General features: G+C 70.0%; 11 protein-coding genes and 2 pseudogenes. 8 read left to right on the forward strand and 5 right to left on the reverse strand.

Annotation, left to right across the window (positions count from 1 at the left end):
* Positions 1-419 precede the first annotated feature (419 nt).
* Together AC067M_RS38235 and ptsP are read left to right on the forward strand one after the other, a co-directional pair.
* Entirely contained in the window at positions 420-869 is a 450-nt protein-coding gene (locus AC067M_RS38235; protein WP_478701610.1) for a PTS sugar transporter subunit IIA, read from the forward strand.
* A 79-nt stretch (positions 870-948) separates the two neighbouring features.
* A complete protein-coding gene (gene ptsP / locus AC067M_RS38240; protein WP_478701611.1) occupies positions 949-2619 on the forward strand; it encodes a phosphoenolpyruvate--protein phosphotransferase in 1671 nt (556 codons plus the stop codon).
* A gap of 72 nt (positions 2620-2691) precedes the next feature.
* Here the strand turns inward: ptsP and AC067M_RS38245 are convergent, their stop codons facing one another.
* Positions 2692-3585, reverse strand: coding sequence for a hypothetical protein (locus AC067M_RS38245; protein WP_478701612.1), 894 nt, complete (start codon positions 3583-3585; stop codon positions 2692-2694).
* Positions 3586-3669: 84 nt separating this feature from the next.
* Complete coding sequence (locus tag AC067M_RS38250) at positions 3670-5637, reverse strand: acetoacetate--CoA ligase (protein WP_478701613.1); 1968 nt, start codon at positions 5635-5637, stop codon at positions 3670-3672.
* Between the two features lie 212 nt (positions 5638-5849).
* Between AC067M_RS38250 and AC067M_RS38255 the strand changes: the two genes are divergently transcribed.
* Positions 5850-8216, forward strand: coding sequence for a glycoside hydrolase family 31 protein (locus AC067M_RS38255; protein ID WP_478701614.1), 2367 nt, complete (start codon positions 5850-5852; stop codon positions 8214-8216).
* Positions 8217-8218: 2 nt separating this feature from the next.
* On the opposite strand, the gene AC067M_RS38260 is transcribed toward AC067M_RS38255, so the two are convergent.
* Together AC067M_RS38260 and AC067M_RS38265 are read right to left on the reverse strand one after the other, a co-directional pair.
* The gene (locus tag AC067M_RS38260; RefSeq protein WP_478701615.1) at positions 8219-8755 is read right to left on the reverse strand and encodes an NUDIX domain-containing protein; all 537 of its coding nucleotides are present in this window, start codon (positions 8753-8755) and stop codon (positions 8219-8221) included.
* 67 nt (positions 8756-8822) lie between these two features.
* Entirely contained in the window at positions 8823-9632 is an 810-nt protein-coding gene (locus AC067M_RS38265; protein ID WP_478701616.1) for a M15 family metallopeptidase, read from the reverse strand.
* Between the two features lie 97 nt (positions 9633-9729).
* Between AC067M_RS38265 and AC067M_RS38270 the strand changes: the two genes are divergently transcribed.
* The 5 genes and pseudogenes from AC067M_RS38270 (at position 9730) to glpK (ending at position 14729) form a co-directional block, all read left to right on the forward strand.
* Positions 9730-10155: a Zn-ribbon domain-containing OB-fold protein gene (locus AC067M_RS38270; RefSeq protein WP_478701690.1), complete on the forward strand. Its 426-nt coding sequence runs from the start codon at positions 9730-9732 to the stop codon at positions 10153-10155.
* Positions 10152-11342, forward strand: a complete 1191-nt coding sequence (locus tag AC067M_RS38275) for a lipid-transfer protein (RefSeq protein WP_478701617.1) — start codon at positions 10152-10154, stop codon at positions 11340-11342. Before AC067M_RS38270 ends, AC067M_RS38275 begins: the two co-directional genes overlap by 4 nt.
* 100 nt (positions 11343-11442) lie before the next feature.
* A pseudogene (locus tag AC067M_RS38280) lies at positions 11443-12525 on the forward strand (EAL domain-containing protein); the annotation flags it as partial.
* Between the two features lie 415 nt (positions 12526-12940).
* Positions 12941-13189, forward strand: a pseudogene (locus tag AC067M_RS38285) (aquaporin); the annotation flags it as partial.
* Positions 13190-13208: 19 nt separating this feature from the next.
* Complete coding sequence (gene glpK, locus AC067M_RS38290) at positions 13209-14729, forward strand: glycerol kinase GlpK (protein WP_478701618.1); 1521 nt, start codon at positions 13209-13211, stop codon at positions 14727-14729.
* Positions 14730-14828: 99 nt separating this feature from the next.
* On the opposite strand, the gene AC067M_RS38295 is transcribed toward glpK, so the two are convergent.
* Entirely contained in the window at positions 14829-15434 is a 606-nt protein-coding gene (locus tag AC067M_RS38295; protein WP_133929589.1) for a GTP-binding protein, read from the reverse strand.
* Positions 15435-15455: the final 21 nt, after the last annotated feature.

Genomic DNA, 15455 nt, shown 5'->3' on the forward strand with positions numbered 1-15455 from the left:
TTTTGGCACGCTGTTGAGTTCTCAAGGAACGGACGCTTCCTTTGTACTCACCCGAGAGACTCTCTCAGGCTTTCCTCCGGGCGCTTCCCTTCGGTGTTCCAAACTCTATCAGGGTTTTTCCGGCCCCCTGACCACCATCCTGCAGGCATGCAGAAGATGACCCCGAGATAGGATCTGACAAGTTGGGTGCTGCCAGGCAAGGACGCTTGGTCGCATCGCTCAGCCCCAGGCAGGAGTACGACTGTACACGGAGCTGCGGAGCACGTGCAAATCCACTAGGGTTATGGTCTAGACCACTCCGTAGTTCACATGCGGAACCGGTACTTCACCTGACATACCCTGCTGCTCAGTGCGCCGTCCGGGATACGCAGTGACGGCCCTGACGGCCCAAAAGGATCTCCACCCCTGGGAGGTTTCCCATGACCACCGTGACGTCCCCACTTGCAGGACGCGCCATCGGACTGGCGGCCGTGCCGGATCCGGTCTTCTCCGGAGCCATGGTCGGCCCGGGCATGGCGATCGACCCCGCGCGCGAGCCCTCCGAGGCTGTCTCGCCCGTGGACGGAGTCATCGTCTCTCTTCATCCGCACGCCTTCGTCGTCGTCGACACGAACGGACACGGCGTGCTCACCCACCTCGGCATCGACACCGTGCAGCTCAACGGCGAAGGCTTCGAGCTGCTTGTGAACAAGGGTGACATCGTGACCCGCGGCCAGGCAGTGGTGCGCTGGAACCCGGCTGCCGTCGAGGCCGCCGGCAAGTCCCCGGTGTGCCCGGTCGTGGCGCTGGAGGCCACGGCCGACTCCCTCTCCGAACTCCGCGACGACGGCGATGTGAAGGCCGGTGACAGTCTCTTCTTCTGGAAGTGACGTCAGTGCCGTCCTACTGACGGCGAGCACGACAACCACCGCGGCGGCGGGACCCGCCGCACTATCGGAGACGGGTGAGATGGAGACAACGCTGCGAGGCGTCGGCGTGAGCCACGGTGTGGCGATCGGCGAGGTTCGGCACATGGGAACGGCGGTTCTCGAACCGCCTGCCAAGCAGATCCCGGCGGAGGACACGGAGCGTGAACAGGGGCGCGCCCGCAAGGCCGTCGAGGCTGTGGCCGCCGATCTGATGGCGCGAGGCAATCTGGCGGGCGGCGAAGCCCAGGCGGTCCTCGAGGCCCAGGCCATGATGGCGCAGGACCCCGAGTTGATGGCGGACGTGGAACGCCGTATCACGGTGGGCAGCACGGCCGAGCGCGCTGTGTACGACGCGTTCGCGGCCTACCGCGAGCTGCTCGCGGGCGCTGGTGAGTACCTGGCCGGCCGCGTGGCCGACCTCGACGACGTGCGGAACCGTATCGTCGCTCGTCTGCTCGGGGTGCCCATGCCGGGCGTCCCGGACAGCGACGAGCCGTACGTCCTTGTCGCGCGTGACCTCGCGCCGGCCGACACGGCCCTGCTGGACCCGACGCTGGTGCTGGGCTTCGTCACGGAGGAGGGCGGGCCCACCAGCCACAGCGCGATTCTGGCGCGGGCTCTGGGCGTTCCGGCCGTGGTGGCTCTGCCTGGTGCCGGTGAGCTCGCCGAGGGCGCGTTGATCGCCGTGGACGGCAGCACCGGTGAGATCTTCGTGGACCCGAGCGAGAAGAAGAAGGCACAGCTGCGGGCCGCTGCCGCGGAGCGCAAGGCCGCGCTGGCCGCCTCGACCGGGCCGGGTGCCACGGCGGATGGTCACAAGGTGCCGCTGCTCGCCAACGTCGGCGGACCGTCAGATGTGGAGGCCGCTGTCCAGGCGGGGGCGGAGGGTGTCGGACTCTTCCGTACCGAGTTCCTCTTCCTCGACGACAGCAAGAACGCGCCGTCCGAGGAGAAGCAGGTCGACGCCTATCGCAAGGTGCTCGAGGCCTTTCCCGACAGCCGTGTCGTCGTGCGTGTGCTGGATGCCGGTGCGGACAAGCCACTCGACTTCCTCACCCCGGCCGACGAGCCGAACCCGGCGCTCGGTGTGCGTGGTCTGCGGACGTTGCTGGACCACCCCGAGGTGCTGCGCACTCAGCTGACGGCGCTGGCGAAGGCCGCCGACGGCCTGCCGGCCTACCTCGAGGTCATGGCCCCGATGGTGGCGGACCGTACCGACGCCAAGGCCTTCGCGGATGCCTGCCGTGAGGCGGGGTTGCGGGCGAAGTTCGGCGCGATGGTGGAGATACCGTCGGCGGCTCTGCGGGCGCGTTCCATCCTGCAGGAGGTCGAGTTCCTGTCGCTGGGGACGAACGACCTCGCGCAGTACACCTTCGCGGCCGACCGTCAGGTGGGTGCCGTGTCGCGCCTGCAGGACCCGTGGCAGCCCGCGCTGCTCGACCTGGTGGCGTTGTCCGCGGAGGCCGCGAAGGCCGAGGGCAAGAGCTGTGGTGTGTGCGGTGAGGCGGCGTCCGACCCGCTGCTCGCGTGTGTCCTGACCGGGCTGGGTGTCACCTCCCTTTCCATGGGCTCGGCGTCGATTCCTTATGTGCGGGCCACGCTGGCGAAGTACACGCTCGCTCAGTGCGAGCGCGCCGCGTCCGCCGCCCGGGCGGCGGACAGTGCCGAGGACGCGCGGAGCGCGGCTCAGGCGGTGTTGTCCGGCGAGTAGCCGTACCGCACCGGCTGTCCGGTGTCTCTGCGAAGGGCGCTCCACCTGCGGGTGGGGCGCCCCTCCCGTGTTTCAGTGCCTGTGCCCCGACAGTGGCTTCTCCTCTCCGAGGTCGGGTGGCTCGCAGTAGTCGACGTCGGATTCCGGTGAGATGAGGTCTCCGGATTCGATGTCGGTGCAGTAGGCGTCGAAGACCTCGCCGGCGGTCAGGGGTTCGAGGCGATCCGCGCGCAGTCGCCAGCCGTAGACGCGGTCGGGAGAGCCGGGCGCGCTGGTCCGCATGACGAGTCCGCCTGGGCTTCGAGTGGCGAGGCCGAGGGCGAGCACGGTGGTGAATTCGAGTACCTCTGCCTCGTCGAGTTGTGCGGTGCCTTCGGCTCCGTCGTCGGCGTGGAGAACGGCGGCGAGGGCTTCCGGTGTCCCCGAGACGCTGCAGACCAGGTGGCGACTGCCCGCGGGAGCGGTGTCGAGGATGCGGGCGAGCAGGGTCGAGGCGCGAGTCAGGGCGGCGCGTCCGATGTCCTCGCCGCAGGTGGCGCAGGTACCGAGGCGGGCCAGGAGTGTGGCGGCATACTCCCAGGTCGCCTGTCGGATGGCTTCGTCGACGAGGGCGGGGACGAGGTCGGTGAGGGGCTGGCCCTCGTAGGGGATGCTGGGGCCGGTGGTCGCGAGTTCCGCTGTGAAGCGGGTGCGGTTGGCGGGGAGGTCGGGGTCGAGGCCCTTTGCCTCGCAGTATTCGGCGTATTCGAGTGGGTCGAAGAGGGCCACCGTGGTGTGGCTGCCCTGGGCGGCGCGTGTCCTGAGGAGGGCTTCGACCTGCTGTAGGTAGGTCGTGTGGTCGTCGAAGGTGAAGGTGCGGTAGCGCCGCATGGCGCGGAAGTCGTGCTCGTCGGTGAGCAGGCCGATGGTGCCGGCGATTTCGCGGCGCAGGACGCGTCGCATCGTCTGGTGGTCGGTGTGCGCCATGTTTCCCCCTGTGTGCACAGTCGATCAATGCTCACTCACAGTAACCGGCGGCACTGACAACGGGCTCGGGGTGCGGCGCTCGGGTCAGCCGCGGTTGCGGGCGAGGGCCTCGTAGAAGTGCAGGAGGTCGAGGTTGTCGATGGAGCCGGGGTTGACCGCCTTCTCCAACGGCGTGCCCTGGAGCAGGCGCTTCACCGGTACTTCGATGCGCTTGCCGGTGAGGGTGTGGGGGATGCCGGGCACCTCGATGATCTCGTCGGGGACGTGGCGGGGTGAGAGTTGCTCGCGGATGGTCTGCTTGATGCGGTTCAGGAGGGTCTCGTCGAGTGCGGCACTGGGGGCGAGGTGCACGAAGAGGGGCATCCAGTAGCCGCCGTCGGGCTGTTCGATGCCGATGACGAGGGATTCCTTGATCTCTGGGAGTCGCTCGACGGCTTCGTAGATGTCTGCGGATCCCATGCGCACGCCTTGGCGGTTGAGCGTGGAGTCGGAGCGGCCGTGGATGACGACGGAGCCACGGGAGGTGATGGTGATCCAGTCGCCGTGGCGCCATACGCCGGGGTAGGTGTCGAAGTAGCTGTCGTGGTAGCGGCTGCCGTCGGGGTCGTTCCAGAAGTGGATCGGCATGGACGGCATGGGGTTGGTGACGACGAGTTCGCCGACCTCGTCCACGAGGGGCTTGCCGCTCGGGTCCCAGGACTGCAGGTCGGTGCCCAGTCCGGGGGCCTGGAGCTCACCGGTGTACACCGGGAGGGTCGGTACGGCGCCCGCGAAGCAGGAGCAGACGTCCGTGCCGCCGCTGACGGAGGCGATCCACAGGTCGTGGCGGACCTCGTCGTGCAGCCAGCGGAATCCGTCGGGCGGGAGGGGCGAGCCGGTGGTGGCGACGCACTGGACGCGGGAGAGGTCGAAGTCGCGTGACGGGTGGACGCCGGCCTTGCGGCAGGCCATGACGTAGGCGGCCGAGGTGCCGTAGAGGGTGGCTCCCGTGCGTTCCGCGATCCGCCACTGGGCGCCGGTGTCCGGGTAGCCGGGGCTGCCGTCGTAGAGGACGATCGTCGTGCCGGTCAGGAGGCCGGAGACGAGGAAGTTCCACATCATCCAGCCGGTCGAGGTGTACCAGAAGAACCGGTCCTCGGGGCCCAGGTCGCAGTGCAGGCCGAGCTGCTTGAGGTGCTCGATGAGGATGCCGCCCTGGGACTGGACGATGGCCTTGGGCAGGCCGGTGGTGCCGGAGGAGTAGAGCACCCACAGGGGGTGGTCGAAGGGGACCTGATCGAAGACGGGTTCCGCGTCCGCGGCCGTCAGGGCCGACCACTCCAGGGCGCCCTCGGGCGCCTGGGTGCCGAGGAGCGGGATGTGCACGACGGCGCGCAGGGTGGGCAGCTCGCGGCGCAACTCGGCGACGATCTCGCGTCGGTCGTGTTCCTTGCCGCCGTAGCGGTAGCCGTCGACGGTGAACAGGACGACAGGTTCGACCTGCTGGAAGCGGTCCAGGACGCTGCGGGCGCCGAAGTCGGGGGCGCAGGAGGTCCAGACGCCGCCGACGGCGGCCGTGGCGAGGAGGGCGACGACCGCCTCGGAGATGTTCGGGAGGTAGCCGCTGACGCGGTCTCCGGGACGCACGCCGAGGGCACGCAGTTCGGCTGCCAGGGAGCCGACCTGTCGGCGCAGTTCGGCCCAGGTCACCGGGCGGGGCTCGTGGGTCTCGTCGACGTACAGGAGGGCCGGAGCGCCGGGGCGGGTCTCTGCCGCGCGCAGGGCGTGTTCGGCGTAGTTGAGCGTGGCCCCGGGGAACCACTGGGCGCCGGGCATCGAGCGGTCGCCCAGCACGCGCGCGTAGGGGGTGGAGAACCGAACGTCGAACCATTCCGTGACGGCTCTCCAGAATGTCTCCAGCTCGTCGACGGACCAGCTGTGCAGGGCCGTGTAGCCGCCGTCGGAGGGTGCGCCGTGGTGCTCGGCCGCCCAGGTCTGGAACTTGGTGACCTGGGCCCGGGCGATGCGTCCCGGATCAGGCTGCCAGAGCGGTTGAGGGTTCACGGTCGACATGGGGCGGCTCCCGGACTGTGCGCGTCGTGTGCGTCGCTCGCGCACGGGCTGGGGTGTGCGCGTACGCGGCTGACACGGACGATGCCATGTGATCGACTTGTACACCAGGGTGCGCCCCACATAGTCCGTGTCGTGAAGATGTGGTCCCGACCTAGGTGAACGGCAGTTGAACGACACGCGCGCGCGGGGCGGTCGATGGCAGGGTGAGCAGCATGAACGGTCGTGACCTGGTGCGTTCGGTAAAGGTGGTCGGTTCTGTGGGGGCGGCCCAGGGGTTGCGGACCGTGCGGGCCGCGTGGCGCAGGCGACGTGCCGATGCCACTGGGCTGCCGCCACGGAAGGGTGAGCGGGCGCGGGTGCCCGGGCTCGTCCTGGACGCCGTGCCGGGTCCTGGTGGCGGTGTCATCCGGTTCAGTCGTTCGGAGCTGCGGATCACCGTCACCGTGAGTGGGGCCGTCTTCTGGGGCTGGGACGGGGTCGGCCCCGAGCCGTCGTACGCGCTCGCCGGCCGTTGCCCCGAGCCCGATCCGCGTGCGGTGCTGGAGCCGGACAAGGACGACGGCTGGCGGGTCGTCTCCGAACGGGTGACCGTCGTGGTCTCCCGGCACGGTGCCGTCGAGGTGTGTACGCCCGGGGGTGTGACGCTGCGCCGCGACCTGCCGCCGCGGTGGTGGGAGCCGGACGGCGGGGGCGGCGGGCGCTGGATGCAGCGGTCCGAGGTCGCGGCGGACGCCAGGTTCTTCGGTCTCGGGGGGCGCGCGTCGGGGCCTCGGTTGCGTGGCGGAACGTACCGGCTGTGGAACACGGATCCGAAGCATGCCTTCGGTCCGGGTGACGACCCGCTGTACATCACGATGCCGGTGCAGCTGGTGGTGGCCGACGCCGCCACGCACCTGGTGTTCCACGACACCTCGTGGGACGGCACGGTGACGCTGCGGGAGGGCGAGGAGGGGGCCGGTTCCGGGCACGATCGGGCGGGGAGCTGCGAGCTGCGCATGGACGGCGGTCCGTTGCGCTGCTGGGTCATGGTCGGTACGCCCGCGCGGGTGCTGCACGGCTGGGCGTCGCTCACCGGGGCGTCGGCGCTGCCTCCGGCGTGGGCGCTGGGGCACCATCACGCGCGGTGGGGCTTCGGCAGTGAGCAGGAGGTGCGGCGGATCGTCGCGGGCTACCACGAGCGTGGTCTGCCGCTCGACGCCGTGCATCTGGACATCGACCACTACGACGCCCATCAGGTCTTCACCGTCGATCACGAGCACTTTCCCAAGCTGCCGGTTCTGGCCGACGAGCTGCGGCGGGACGGGATACGGCTGGTGTCGATCGTCGATCCGGCGGTCAAGGCCGAGCCGGGCAACGCGGTGTTCGACGGCGGGGCGGCCGAGGACGCGTTCGTGCGGGACGCCTCGGGGCGGTTGGTGCGGGGAGTGGTGTGGCCCGGTGACGCCGTCTTCCCGGACTTCACGCACGCACGCGTGCGGCAGTGGTGGGGCGGCCTGTACGCGGAGCGGATCGCCCAGGGGTTCTCCGGCTTCTGGCACGACATGAACGAGCCGACGTCGTTCGCCGCCTTCGGGGAGTCGACGTTGCCCCGTTCGGCCCGGCACGCCCTGGAGGGGCGGGGTGGTGACCATCGTGAGGCGCACAACGTGTACGCGCTGTGCATGGCCCGGGCGGGATACGAAGGGCTGCTCGAGCTGGCGCCCGAGGAGCGGCCCTTCGTCTTCTCGCGTTCCGGGTGGGCGGGCATGCAGCGCTACGGGGGGAGTTGGTCGGGTGATGTGGCCACGGGCTGGCCCGGGCTGAGGGCGTCGCTGTCGCTGGTCATGGGGCTCGGCCTGTGCGGGGTGCCGTATTCGGGACCGGATGTCGGCGGTTTTGACGGGAGCCCGTCACCGGAGCTGTATCTGCGGTGGTTCCAGTTGGCCGCGTATCTGCCGCTGTTCCGCACGCACTCGAGTATCCGGGCGGGGCGCAGGGAGCCCTGGGAGTTCGGGGCCGGGGTGCTCGAGCACGCGCGCGTGGCCCTGTTGGAGCGGCGTCGCCTGTTGCCGTACTTCCTGACGCTGGCGCATCTGGCGCGCCGTACGGGGGCGCCCTATGTGCGCCCGTTGTGGTGGGCTGCACCCGAGGACCGTGCGCTGCGTGACTGCGAGGACGCTTTTCTGCTGGGCGACTGCTTGCTGGTGGCACCGGTACTGGACCCCGGCGCGGACCGGCGTGCGGTGCAGCTGCCGCGGGGGCGCTGGTACGACACGGTCACGGAGAGGGCGTACGAGGGGCCCGGGCAGGTCCTTGTCGACGCTCCCCTGTCGCGCATTCCGGTGCTCGCCCGCGCTGGTGCCGTCTTTCCGGTACGCGGTGCGGACGGCGGGCTGGAGCTGGAGGTGTGGGCGCCCGCCCGCGGGCGGGCCGGGGGCGGGCTGGTGGTACCGGACGCGGGCGACGGTTGGGACGAGCCCGAGTTCGAGCGGTACGTCGCCCGCTGGGAAGGTTCGCGTGTGGTCGTCGAGCGCGAGGGCGAGGACGGCATACACGCGCCGTCCCACCCGGTGCGCCTGCGGGGAGTCGTGGAGCGCTGAGCTCAGTACCGGCCCTCGAACCACGCCCGTACGGCCACGGTGTGCAGGGGGAAGGCGAGTTCCTCCGGCCTGCGCAGGAGGTGCCAGCCCTCCGTCTCGTCGGTGGCTGCGGAGGTGGGAAGGCCCTCGGCGGGGCGTTCCGGAAGGAGCCCGAACAGCAGGAGGTGCCGGCCGTCGGGGGAGCTCATCGCGTCGACGAGCCGCACGTCGCGGCTCGCGGCGTCGATGCGTGTCTCTTCCTTGAGCTCACGGACGACGGCCTGCCGCCAGTCCTCGCGGTCGTCGATGAAGCCGCCGGGCAGTGCGATGCCCCCGCGCGCGGGAGCGACGGTTCGGGTGATGACGACGAGGGCGGTGCCCTGTGTGTCGTACACGGGCTGGAGTGCGACCGCCACGGGGAGCGGGTTGCGGTAGGCCGCGGTGTGGCAGGCCGGGCAGGTGCGGGGCCAGCCGGAGACGCCCTCTCCGTAGGGCGCGCCGCAGCTCGAACAGTGGGAGCCGACTGCGGAGTTGGGGGTGGAGTGCTGAGTTTCGGACACGCGGCGGACTGTATCCGATCACGGAAAGGGCGTCTTCCTCAGGCGGCTCGGTGGCGCTTTCTGCAGTTCAGTGGGTCTTGGTGACGGACTTGGAGGACACGGGGAAGTCGAAGTAGGTGTCCGGGTACGGCTCGGGCTTGAAGGTGTAGTGCCACCATTCTTCGGCGAGGTTCACGAAGCCGAGGCCCTCCAGGGTGTTCTTGAGCAGCAACCGGTTGGCACGCTGCTGGCCCTGGATGCGCGGATCGAGGGTGTGAGCAAGGGTGGCGAAGCAGTCGAAACCGGTTCCCATGTCGACGGAGTTGTCGGGAAAGCGTTGGCTCTTGGGCGCGTAGCAAGGCACCAGGGGCTCCCCGGGGACGTAGGGCCTGGTGGGCCGGGCGGGGAGTTTCACGAGGGTGAGGTCCATGGTCGAGCCGCGGCTGTGCCCGGACTTCTCGGCGATGTAGCCGTCGTCGAACAGGCGGGTCTTGTCGACGTTCGGGTAGAACTCGGGCTTCATCGCCTGGTCGTCGAGGTCCTGGGCCCAGCGGACGAAGTGGTTCACGGCGCGCTGTGGCCGGTAGCAGTCGTAGACCTTGAGGGTGTAGCCCTGGCGCAACAGCCTTGTCTGCGCCCGGTGGAGGGCTTCGGCTGCGGGCCGGGTGAGGATGCAGAGGGGCTGGCGGTAGCCGTCGATGCGCTCCCCCACGAAGTTGTGGGGGGTGAAGTAGCGCATCTCCTGAAGGATCGTCGGGTCTACGGCTCTCAGGGCCACGAAGTCCTGGGGCGCCTTCGGTTCGGTTGCCGCCCGGGCGGTGGTGGAGGCGGTTGTCACCGCGAACAGGGCCGCGAGCACGGTGATCAGAGCGCGTACTGCGCGAGAGCGTCGTGTCATGTCTCCTGCCTGCCCATTTTCCTGCACTGGTGGCACACTTCTGACGTGCCGTCAGGTTACGTTTCCAGGAGGTGTCTTGGTGCGGACACGCAAACCCGTGGTCACCGGATGGTTCACCGGTGACGAGGACGACTTCAGGCTCCTGGGCACGCGCTGCTCGATCTGCTCCTCGGTGTTCTTTCCGCGCGAGGAGGTGCACTGCCGCAACCCCGGGTGCCCGGGTGGCGACCTGGAGGAGGTGCCGCTCTCACGGCGGGGGCGCGTCTGGTCGTACACGGACAGCCGGTACCGGCCTCCGTCACCCTATGTGACCGATCCGGAACTTCCCTGGGAGCCGTACGCGTTGATCGCTGTGGAACTGGAGGCCGAGCGGATCGTGGTGCTGGGGCAGGCGGTACCCGGGGTCACCGTCGCCGATCTGACGGTGGGCATGCAGGTGGAGGCCGTGCCCGGCGTGCTGTACGAGGACACGGAGACGGTCTGGACGACCTGGCAGTGGCGACCGAGGGGGGTCGAGGCATGACGGGAGAGGTGGCGGTGCTGGGTGCGGGCCTGCATCCCTGGGGCAAGTGGGGACGCGGTTTCGTCGAGTACGGCGTGGCGGCGGCCCGCGCGGCACTCGCCGACGCCGACCTTGACTGGCGGGACGTCGACTCGGTCGTCGGCGCGGACACCGTGCGCGGCGGCTACCCCGGGTACGTGGCCGGGGCGACGTTCGCCAAGGCACTGGGCTGGCAGGGAGCTCGCGTCGCGAGCGTCTACGCGGCGTGCGCGTCCGGCGCGCAGGCGATCAACACCGCGCGGGCTCAGATCCTGGCGGGCCTGGCCGACGCGGTGCTCGTGGTGGGCGCGGATGCCGCGCCCAAGGGTTTCTTCCGGCCGGCGGGCGGCGAGCGGCCCGACGATCCCGACTGGCTGCGATTCCGGGTGCTGGGGGCGACCAACCCGACGTACTTCGGGCTGTACGCGCGTCGGCGTATGGCCGTCCACGGGGACACGCTGGAGGACTTCGCCCAGGTCAAGGTGAAGAACGCCGCCATGGGGGCGTTGAACGGGTACGCGCGCTACCGCAAGCGAGTCACCGCCGAGGAGGTCGCCGCCTCGGCGGTGGTCGCCGACCCGCTGCGTCTGCTCGACATCTGCGCGACCTCGGACGGCGGCGCGGCGCTGGTGCTGGCCAGCATGGAGTTCGCGCGTCGGCGCGGGGTGGCGCGGCCCGTGCGGATCCGGGCCGTGTCCACCGTGACTCCGCGGTACCCCAACACCGTGCTGGACCTGCCGGACGTGGCGACGGATTCCGCGGTGGCGGTGGAGCCCGCCGCCGAGACGTTCCGGGCCTCGATCGCTCGGGCGGCCTTCGAGGAGGCCGGCCTGGGGCCCGAGGACCTGTCTCTGGCCGAGGTCTACGACCTGTCCACCGCCCTGGAGCTTCAGTGGTACGAGGATCTGGGGCTCTGCGGCGAGGGTGAGGGCGCGAAGCTCTTGCGGGAGGGCGCGACAGCGCCGGGCGGGCGCATACCCGTCAACATGAGCGGTGGGCTGGCCTCCTTCGGGGAGGCGGTTCCCGCGCAGGCGATCGCCCAGGTCTGCGAGGTGACCTGGCAGTTGCGGGGCACCGCCGGCGACCGGCAGGTAGCGGGGGCACGCGTGGGCATCACGGCGAACCAGGGGCTGTTCGGGCACGGGTCGGCGGTAGTCGCGGTGCGGTGAGACCGCGGGTGGTGCATACGCTGTGTGATCGGTCAGGAATCCTGCGTGAACGTCTCATGAACTGGGCCTGAGCCCGCACCGGCGGCGCCATCATGCTCCCGTGCGCTCCTGGACGGACACTCTCCGCTTCGGCTTCCAGCCGGTGGTCAATCTGACGACCGGCGGAGTCGTGGGGCTGGAGATACTCGCGCGCCCGGAGGGTGGTGACTGCCTGGCTGAGGCCCGCCGCCACCCGGAGCTCGACGCGCGGCTCGCCGTTCTCGGGGTCCGCACGGCGACGCATCGGGAGACGCTGCTGCCGCTGCACGTGAACGTGTTCGCCGCGACTCTGGCGGACCTCGGCGGACTCACCCTGCTGCACGACGCGGTGCGCGAGGCGGGGCGACTGCCGTGGGAGGTGACGATCGACGGCGTGCCGCCCTACACGCACGTGCCGCAGCCGGCCCTGTTGGAGGCGGTGGCCGCGCTGCGGGGGCAGGGCTTCCGGATCAGCGCGGATGGCGTCGGGGACGGTGACGTGCCGCTGAGGCTTCTCACCGACCTCGCGCCGGACCTGGTGAAGCTCGACGCATCCCTACTGGCGCGGCCTGCGGCGGTACGGGCGATGCGGACGCTGTGCGACGGGATCGGCGCACTCCTGTGCGTCGAGGGGGTGGAGACCGAGTCGCAGTGCGCGGCGGCGTTGGCGTCCGGGGCACAGCTGGCCCAGGGCGAGCTGTTCGCGCCGCCGGCCCGGCTTCCCGCCACGGATGTGTACTTTCCCTTGCGCTCCCCCGGCGTGGCTCCGCTCACGCGGTCCGGGCCGTGGGTGCGGGAGTTCGTACGGCCGGCCGCGCTGCTGCCCGCGACCACGTCCGCCGGGCAGGTGCGGGCGCTGCTGACGGGGTCGCCGGACGTGTCCGGGGTGTTGCTCGTGGACGCGGCGGGAGTGCCGGTCCGTTCCGTGCACCGCTCCCGCTTCCTGCTGTCGATGTCGGGGCGCTATGGACACGCGCTGTACGCCGACCGGCCCGCCGCGAAGCTCGGTGATCCGCCGCGGACGGTGGGGAACGACGCCACGGCCTGGGAGGTGTTGGACGTGGTGGCGGTCGGCGACCGGGACCGTACGTCGGACGACGTGGCCGTCGTCGACCGTCACAGGCGGTGCGTGGGTGTCGTACGGCTCGCGGACCTCCTGCGGGCGCGAGGCTGACTGCTCAGCAGGCGGTTCGACGCCGACTGTGCCAGTCTGAGAAAAAAGCGTCCGTTCGTCTGCTCTCAACCGTTGGTGTCGGCGACCTTGACGCCCCCAGGGCGCCGGGGAACACTTCCGGTGTCAGTCGACATCGCCGTACATACTCGGCGTATTCCGGCACCTGCGTCGCACGGGCCCTCCGCGTCTGGGCCCGTTCCCCTACGGGCGACTCGGCTGCGACGGCACGCTCGTCACGGACGCCGGGCGGGGCGCGCGATCTTCCTGTGCTCGGCTGAAGTCGCCATGGAAACGCACCCTGCACGGAGGGTCCGGGCCGTTTGTCCCGGGCCAGGCCAGGGCCAAGGAGCCGCCATGAGCAACGGAGACATATTCGTCGGGCGATCCCGGGCGCCTACACCGCTGCAAGGGAGTCCACGGCTCCAGCACCGCGATCCTGCTGGTCGCCCTGGTGGTCGTCGGCATCGGTCTCTCCCTCGGTGGGCCCACCGGCTGTGTCATCAACCCGACGCGCGACCCCGGCCCACGCATCGTGCACACTTTCCCGCCGATCCCGCACAAGGGAGCGTCCGAACGGGGCTATGCCTGGATCCCGGCCGTCGGTCCACTGATCGGCGGAGTGCACGGTGGCCTCATCCACAACGCAGCCTTCTGACCCAGCCCAAGGGGTAGCCATGACGGACAACGCCGAGAAGTACGTCGCCGCGATCGACCAGGGAACCACCTCCAGCCGCTGCATCATCTTCGATCACAACGGCGCGATCGTCGCAGTCGACCAGCGCGAGCACCGGCAGATCTTCCCCAAGCCCGGCTGGGTGGAGCATGACGCCACCGAGATCTGGGCCAAGGTGCAGGCGGTGGTCGCGGGAGCGGTGGCCAAGGCCGGGCTGCGCGCCGACCAGCTCAGCGCGCTCGGCATCACCAACCAGCGTGAGACGACGGTCCTGTGGGACCGGGCGACGGGAAAGCCCGTACACAACGCGATCGTGTGGCAGGACACGCGCACCGCCGCGCTGTGCAACGAGCTGGGCGGCTCGGACGGGCAGGACCGCTTCCGCGAGCAGACCGGGCTGCCGCTGGCCAGCTATTTCTCCGGGCCCAAGGCGGCCTGGCTGCTCGACAACGTGCCCGACCTCAGGACCCGCGCCGAGAACGGCGAGATCGCCTTCGGCACCATCGACTCCTGGCTCATCTGGAACCTCACCGGCGGCACCGACGGCGGGCATCACGTCACCGACGTGACCAACGCCGGCCGGACCATGCTGATGAACCTGGAGAGCCTGGAGTGGGACGAGTCCATCCTGAACGCGATGAACGTGCCCGCGGCCGTACTGCCCGAGATCAAGTCCTCCTCGGAGGTGTACGGGACCGCCGTCGGACAGCTGGCCGGCGTGCCGGTCGCCTCGGCGCTGGGCGATCAGCAGGCGGCCGTGTTCGGGCAGGCCTGCTACGACGTGGGAAACGCGAAGAACACCTACGGCACCGGCAGCTTCCTGCTGCTCAACACCGGCAACCGGCCGGTGCCGTCGAAGAGCGGGCTGCTGACCACCATGGGGTACAAGATCGGCACTGAACCGCCCGTCTACTGCCTCGAGGGGGCGATCGCCATCACGGGCGCCCTGGTGCAGTGGTTCCGCGACCAGTTGGGCATCATCCGTACCTCCGACGACATCGAGCCCCTGGCGGCGAGCGCCGAGGACAACGGCGGCGCGTACATCGTCCCCGCCTTCTCCGGACTCTTCGCACCGTACTGGCGTTCCGACGCGCGCGGAGTCATCACCGGGCTGACGCGGTACGTCACGAAGGCGCACCTCGCGCGCGCGGTGCTCGAGGCGACCAGCTGGCAGACCCGTGAGGTCGTCGACGCCATGTTCCAGGACTCCGGGGTGCACATCACGACCCTGAAGGTGGACGGCGGCATGACGAAGAACAACCTGCTCATGCAGCACCAGGCGGACGTGCTCGACGTGCCGGTGATCCGGCCGAAGGTCTCCGAGACGACCTGCCTGGGCGCCGCGTACGCCGCCGGGCTCGCCACCGGAGTGTGGAACGACCTCGACGAACTCAAGGCGCACTGGCAGGAGGACGTCACATGGACGCCGTCCATGGAGGCGTCGGTGCGCGACCGTGAGTACCACAGCTGGAAGAAGGCCGTGGAGAAGAGTTTCGGCTGGCTGGAGGACGGCCAGGGCTAGGCACACGCATGTACGGGTCGTTTCCGGGCCGCGGCCCGTACCCCGGTCGGCGGGGGTGCGGGCCGTGCGCGCGCGTGTCAGCCGTGCGGGTGGGACGCGTCAGGTCGTGACGCTCTGGCGGTGTTCGGCCCCGTACGCCATCGCGTGCTCGACGACGCCGATGAGGACGTCCTTGACTGACTCGCGGTCGCGGGCGTCGCACAGCAGGAGCGGTACGTCCTCGTCGAGGTCGAGGGCCTGACGGATGTCCTCCGCCGGATAACGGGCGGCTCCCTCGAAGCAGTTGACGCCGATGACGAAGGGTATGGAGCGCCGCTCGAAGTAGTCGACCGCGGCGAAGCAGTCCTCCAGGCGCCGGGTGTCGGCGAGCACGACGGCGCCCAGCGCCCCTTCGGAGAGCTCGTCCCACATGAACCAGAAGCGTTCCTGGCCAGGCGTTCCGAAGAGGTACAGCACCAGGTCTTCGCGCAGCGTGATGCGGCCGAAGTCCATGGCGACGGTGGTGGTGTGCTTGCCCTCCACGCCGCTGGTGTCGTCCACCGGACGCCCGGCCTCGGTCAGGTACTCCTCGGTGCGCAGCGGTCTGATCTCGCTGACCGCGCCGACGAGGGTGGTCTTGCCCACTCCGAATCCGCCGGCCACCAGGATCTTGAGCGTGACGGGCTCGACCGGGGGCTTGCCGCGCTCAGAACGCCCGAAGATCATCGATCTGTTCTCCTGCTTGAT

It is taken from the genome of Streptomyces sp. NPDC043427 (genome assembly GCF_056436655.1).